Here is a 6,249-nt window from a genome sequence, read left to right as displayed (position 1 = left end):
CAGTGACGTCGGGATTTAAGAACGCAACCAATGTTGCGTTCTTCCGACGGAACAATCCCGAGCTCTGCGAGGGATATGAAGGCTCCCTGATACCGCCACCAGTTGACTGCCTTCCGGCTGAACGCCCTGAGCTCTGCGAAGGGCATGAAAGCTCCCAATAAAGCCAAAAAGACCCATCAATCCCGCAAAATCCTATGTTTGCCACTTAATAAACAAGTAGCCGGACAGCAAGCAACTCCTTATTCGTTGTTACTCTCGCCTTTAGTCGAATATTTATCTGATACGCACCACGGTATGATTCGCACAGCGTGCTGGTTTTGATTACCTTTAGCCAGATCAATAAATATCCAGCTAAAAGGCGCATACTTACGTAACTTAACCTGGAAGTTACCCTTATGAACGCACCGACAAAAGGCCTGGACTGGTCCGCATTATTACAATCCGGCAACCGCATTTTTATTGGCTCCAACGCGGCAGTGCCTAATGCGTTGATTGATGATTTGATCACAAACGCCAATCAGCTGCATGATATAGAGGTTGTGCAGATCCAGACTATTTCCGATAACAAATGGGTCGATGAAAAGTACAAAGACTTGTTTAAAGTCAATGCGTTATTTATCAGTGGTGATAAAGTTCGGCAAGCTGTAGCTGAAGGACGTGCCGACTATACCCCTTGCTTTTTATCTGAGATCCCAACCCTATTCAGCAGCAATATTTTACCCTTGGATGCAGCCTTGGTGATGTTAAGCCCGCCGGATGAATATGGTTATTGTTCGCTCGGTGTATCGGTGGATGTGGTTTCATCGGCGGTGAAGTATGCGAAAAAAGTCATAGCACAATACAATCCGCTGATGCCGCGAACCAGCGGCCACGCTTATATTCATCAAAGTAAAATTGATGCTTATATTGAGGTTGCCCAGCCTTTACCGGAAGTGCCACCACCTCAGTTTGAGCAGCGTATTGAGCGTATTGGCCAATATGTGTCGATGTTGATCGAAGACGGCGCTACTTTACAGATCGGCACAGGTAAGATCCCGGAAGCAGTGCTGCGTTATCTTGGTAATCATAAAAATCTTGGTATTCACAGTGAGATGATTTCTGATGGGATTATTGAGTTAATGCGTAAAGGCGTTATTAACAACAGCCAGAAAACCTTTCATCCGGGCAAAACCGTGACCAGCTTTTGCCTGGGAACCCAGCAACTCTATGATTTTGTAAACCAAAACCCCCATGTGGAGTTTTATCCCAGTGAATATGTCAATTCTCCAACCAATATTGCCCGAAATGACAATATGGTGGTGATTAACGGCGCTATTGAAGTGGATTTAACCGGCCAGGTGGTGTCTGATTCTATTGGTTACCAGTTTTACAGCGGTATTGGCGGACAGGTAGATTTCAGCCGTGGCGCCTCGATGAGTAAAGGTGGAAAACCTATTATTGCGCTGCCATCTACGGCAAAAAACGGCACAATTTCGCGGATTGTGCCGCACATCGCTGAAGGGAGCGGTGTGGTGACTTCGCGTGGTCATGTGCATTACGTGGTCACTGAATACGGTGTTGCTGCGCTTCGGGGTAAGAGTATCAGGGAGCGGGCACTGGAACTGATCCGGGTGGCCCATCCCAAATTCCGTGCTGAACTCCTGGCCGAAGTGCGCAAGCACTATTGGGTGCCTAATTATCAAATCCAGACACCCGTTGATGTACCTGAGTTAGGGGGGGTTGGCCTGAAAATTCTGAAAATAGACGGCGAAAGTTTTGACTTGCGGCCACTAAACCCAGCCGATGAGCGGCGTTTACAGGAGTTTTTTTACTCTCATACCAAAGAAACACTGCTGCTTCGTTACAACCATCACCCGAAACAAATGTCGCGGGAAAAATCCAGTGTGCTGGTTAGTGTGGATCAATCCAGAGACTTAGCATTATGTATTGTGAAGCAGCAGGGCTCGGTGTTGGAGATCCAGGCTGTTGGGCGCTATTACCTGATTGAAAGCAATAACAGCTGTGAAGTGGCTTTTGTCACCCGCGAGCGGCATCAGGGCAAAGGGATGGCAAAAATTCTGCTGCAGGAAATGATTGCCATCGCCCGTCAGCGTGGTATCCAGACCATGACGGCTTATGTGCGCGCGGAAAACAAGGCCATGCTGGCTGTATTTGAAAAAGCAGGTTTTAAACGAGTGCGCTCTGAAGAGCCTGATGAAGTGAATTTACAATTAAAACTACAGACTGAGTAAAGATTATGACGGTTACCGTTTTCAGCCATCCGGCATGTGCACAACACAATCTTGGTGCTGATCACCCTGAAGCTCCGGCCCGGCTGCATGCCATTTTTGATCAGATTTTAAGTTCAGGTCTGGAGTACGTGCTGCAACACAAAGACAGCACCGCAGCCAGTGATGCCCAATTGGCGTTGGCCCATGATGCAGCTTATGTTGCTGATGTGATAGCCAAACAACCGACTCAGGGGCTGGTCTGGCTGGATGATGATACGGCCATCATGAATAAATCCGTGACAGCTGCCCGTTATGCAGCCGGAGCTGCGATCAACGCAGTAGACCTGGTGATGCAGGGGCGTGATCAACAGGCTTTTTGTGCCATTCGTCCGCCGGGTCACCATGCAGAACGAGCTCAGGCCATGGGCTTTTGCCTGTTTAACAATATCGCCGTTGCTGCCGCTTATGCCATGCAGAACTATGGCCTGCAACGTATTGTAATTGTTGATTTTGATGTTCACCACGGCAATGGCACTGAACATATTTTTAAAGATGATGCCAGAGTGTTGTTTTGCTCCTCTTTTGAACATCCGTTTTACCCTTTTACTGAACCAGGCAGCAGCAAAAACATGCTGAAAATGCCGCTGACTGGTGGCTCAGACGGTAGTCTGTTCCGGCAGTTAGCCGAGCAACAGTGGTTACCTGCGATTGAGGCTTTTTCGCCACAACTGATCTTCATTTCTGCCGGTTTTGATGCGCATTATGAAGATGAAATGGCGCATTTAAGATGGCGCGAAAGTGACTATCAATGGATAGCGGCAGCACTGAAGGAGCTCGCCAGTCGTCATTGTGAAGGCCGTATTGTTGCCTGTCTGGAAGGTGGTTATGCCTTGAGTGCTTTAGGGCGCAGTGTGGTGGCGATGTTAAAAGCCTGGCTTTAAGCTGCAAACCGGATTAACGCTTCTGCAAAGAGCTGCAATTTATTACAATAGCGCTTTTTACGGCAGTGGATTTGGTATGCAGCAGCTTCTGGCGCAAGACGCCCGGCACTATTCTACATTTCGCCTTGCGGCAACCTTAGCAAAAGTCACAGTACTGTCGTCTTTAGCGGAGTTGCAGCATTATCAACCACAACAGCTGCCACTGTTATTAGGTGAAGGCAGTAACAGTATTTTCCTGTCTGACTGGCCTGGTGAAATTCTGCGTTATGTTGCTGCTGGGCGTCAGCTCGAAGTTTCAGGTGACCAACTGCATTTGCATGTGGAAGCAGGCCATAACTGGCATCAGCTGGTAAGCTGGAGTGTGGGGCAGGGCTGGTGGGGGCTGGAAAATCTGGCGCTGATCCCTGGTTCTGTCGGTGCTGCGCCGGTACAGAATATTGGTGCTTATGGCGCTGAACTGGCCGATACCTGCAGTTATGTTGATTTTTTCCACTGGCAAAGCCGGCAGGTACAACGTTTGACGGCGGCCGAGTGCCGTTTTGGCTATCGCGACAGTATTTTTAAACAGCAACTGGCCGGTAAAGGGGTGATAGTCGCAGTCGGTTTTTGTTTAAAACGTAACGGTAGCCCCAAGCTCAATTACAACGGCCTGGACCATTTAACAGCTCAGGCTTCTTTGTTGGATGTGATGAATGCGGTGATTGCCGTGCGACGGAAAAAACTGCCGGATCCCGCTATTTTACCCAACTGTGGCAGTTTTTTTAAGAACCCTGTTATACCGGCCGCGCTTTTTCAGCAGTTGTATCAGCAATATCCGGCGATGCCTCATTACCCGCAACCACAACAACAGGTAAAGTTGGCTGCAGCCTGGCTGATTGAACAGGTTGGCTTAAAAGGGTATCAGCTTGGCGGGGTGGCTTGTTATCAGCAGCAACCGCTGGTGCTGGTGAATCAAAACAACGGTACTGCAGCGGAGTTGCTGCAGCTGATTACGCTGATTCAACAGGCTGTGTTTGCCAGATTTGGTGTTCAACTGGAGCCTGAAGTCAGGTTATTGCGTCATCATGACTAAAATTTTGCCGCAAAGTCTGGCATTACAACGGCAGCTTATTTTGCAATTGGCTGACGGACAACTTCATTCAGGTGAAACTCTGGCCGCAGGTGCGGGGATCAGCAGAGCAGCTATTGCTAAACATATCCATCAGTTGCAACAGTTTGGCCTGGATATTTATTCCATTAAAGGGCAGGGCTATCGGCTGGCAGCGCCATTACAGCTGTTAGACGCCCAGCAGATTAAACAGTATCAGCAAGCTGGCATGCCGGGTATTTTATTGCAGCATGTGACCGATTCAACCAATAGCCAGCTGATGAAAAAGTTGCAGGACGGCCAAAAGCTCGCCAAAGGTGCAGTGTTGGTGGCAGAAGCTCAAACTGCAGGTCGGGGCAGACGCGGTAACAGTTGGTTTTCTCCTTTTGGCAGTAATTTATATTATTCCATGTACTGGCAGCTGGAGCAGGGCATTCAGGCCGCTATGGGGTTGAGTCTGGTGATTGGCATTGCCGTTGCTGAGGTGCTGGAGCAACGCTACCAATTAGCGGTCAGCCTGAAATGGCCAAACGATATTTATCTGCAGCATCAGAAGCTGGCTGGCATTTTGATTGAGTTAGTTGGGCAAAGCCATGCCCAATGTGATTTGGTGATAGGACTTGGGCTGAATATCTGTATGCCAGAAACTGCCCGCGCAGAAATTGATCAGGCCTGGACTGATTTGCAGCAGCATGTCAGTGAGCCGGTAAACCGCAATCAGCTGATTGCGTTGTTGCAACAAAATATAGTGAAGCATCTGCAGCAATTTGAATTGTCGGGTTTTGCGCCTTTTGTGGCGGAATTTAACCGGCGTGACCATTATATCGGACAAATGGTATGCCTCAGCAGTGGCGAGCGCAGGATCATCGGGCGCTGTGCCGGTGTTGATGCTCAGGGCGGATTGCTGCTGGAACAAGACGGGCAGTGTCAGAGTTATTATGGCGGTGAGCTGAGTTTAAGGAGTGCAGCAAGTGGCTGAACTTTTGTTAGATATAGGCAATAGCAGAACAAAAGCCGTGTTGCATCAGGCTGGAGTGCTGACGCTATTAAGCGGCCATCAGGCAGAGTTTTTGCAGGCTGATGCCATAGATGCAGTGTTTTGTGCGTCCGTAGCTGCAGCTGAGCGCATCGAGCAGGTGCGGCAGGAAAGCGGCTTGCTCAGCCAAAGCTGGTGCCTTATTCGAAGTGAAGCGGAAAAAAACGGCTTAAAAAATCAATATCAACAGCCTGCTTTGTTGGGGGTTGACCGCTGGCTGGCCATGCTTGGCGCTAAAGAATTGTATCCGGCACAGGATTTATTGGTGATAGATGCCGGTACTGCATTAACGCTGGATTGGGTTGGTGCCGATGGTCAACACCTGGGCGGTTGGATCATTCCGGGGTTTCGTTTACAGCAGCAGGCGGTGATAGGCCACACCGCCAAAGTATTTAATAACAGTATGCAAAATGCTGAAGTGAAAATTGGCACTGATACCAGTAGCTGCCTGCAAAATGGCTGCCTGGCGGCCGCAGTTGCAGTAGTGAAGCAGGCGCTACAATTACAACAGGTACGGCAAATTGTGCTAACTGGTGGCGACGCGCCATTGTTACTGCCCTATTTGCCTGCTGAACAATGTGAACTCGACCCCTTATTAATTTTTCGTGGTTTAAGCCTTTATATCGATAAAAATTGCTCAAAGGCCGATTTTGGTTAGTTATCCCTGGTAGAACAGGCTGATATTGCCGCTTTTGTTATTGAATAATGCCGGTTTTGGCGATCTATTGAGCATTCAGCGTAAAAATCTGGCTTTTTTTCAGTTTTAGAGTTGCACCACCCAAATCATTCCACTAGAATTCGCACCCACTGACGTAGCCGCTTTAGCTCAGTTGGTAGAGCAACTGACTTGTAATCAGTAGGTCATCCGTTCGACTCGGATAAGCGGCACCAGTTTTGTGTGGAGGGGTTCCCGAGTGGCCAAAGGGATCAGACTGTAAATCTGCCGGCACTGCCTTCGAAGGTTCGAATCCTTCC

The 6,249-nt window shown here is 48.9% G+C and carries 5 protein-coding genes and 2 tRNA genes; all 7 read left to right on the top strand.

Annotated features, from left to right (window positions below):
- Nucleotides 1-395 precede the first annotated feature (395 nt).
- The 7 genes from N3Z11_RS17925 to N3Z11_RS17895 all read left to right on the top strand — a co-directional run bounded on the left by N3Z11_RS17925 (nucleotide 396) and on the right by N3Z11_RS17895 (nucleotide 6,249).
- Complete coding sequence (locus N3Z11_RS17925) at nucleotides 396-2,231, top strand: bifunctional acetyl-CoA hydrolase/transferase family protein/GNAT family N-acetyltransferase (RefSeq protein ID WP_260658559.1); 1,836 nt, start codon at nucleotides 396-398, stop codon at nucleotides 2,229-2,231.
- Between the two features lie 5 nt (nucleotides 2,232-2,236).
- Nucleotides 2,237-3,151, top strand: coding sequence for a histone deacetylase family protein (locus tag N3Z11_RS17920; RefSeq protein ID WP_260658558.1), 915 nt, complete (start codon nucleotides 2,237-2,239; stop codon nucleotides 3,149-3,151).
- Nucleotides 3,152-3,227: 76 nt separating this feature from the next.
- A complete protein-coding gene (murB, locus tag N3Z11_RS17915) occupies nucleotides 3,228-4,223 on the top strand; it encodes a UDP-N-acetylmuramate dehydrogenase (protein ID WP_260658557.1) in 996 nt (331 codons plus the stop codon).
- On the top strand, nucleotides 4,216-5,217 hold the full coding sequence (gene birA, locus N3Z11_RS17910; protein WP_260658556.1) for a bifunctional biotin--[acetyl-CoA-carboxylase] ligase/biotin operon repressor BirA: 1,002 nt from the start codon (nucleotides 4,216-4,218) through the stop codon (nucleotides 5,215-5,217). The genes murB and birA overlap by 8 nt, the downstream gene beginning before the upstream one ends.
- Nucleotides 5,210-5,932 carry a type III pantothenate kinase gene (locus tag N3Z11_RS17905; RefSeq protein WP_260658555.1) on the top strand — a complete coding sequence of 241 codons (723 nt, stop codon included), beginning with the start codon at nucleotides 5,210-5,212 and terminating at the stop codon, nucleotides 5,930-5,932. The genes birA and N3Z11_RS17905 overlap by 8 nt, the downstream gene beginning before the upstream one ends.
- A 157-nt stretch (nucleotides 5,933-6,089) precedes the next feature.
- Nucleotides 6,090-6,165 (top strand) — tRNA-Thr (locus N3Z11_RS17900).
- A 17-nt stretch (nucleotides 6,166-6,182) separates the two neighbouring features.
- A tRNA-Tyr gene (locus N3Z11_RS17895) sits at nucleotides 6,183-6,249 on the top strand.

The organism is Rheinheimera sp. 4Y26 (assembly GCF_025245835.1).
Taxonomy (GTDB): domain Bacteria; phylum Pseudomonadota; class Gammaproteobacteria; order Enterobacterales; family Alteromonadaceae; genus Pararheinheimera.
The sequence above is the reverse complement of the archived record's forward strand: the minus strand, read 5'-3'. Positions and strand labels throughout refer to the sequence as shown.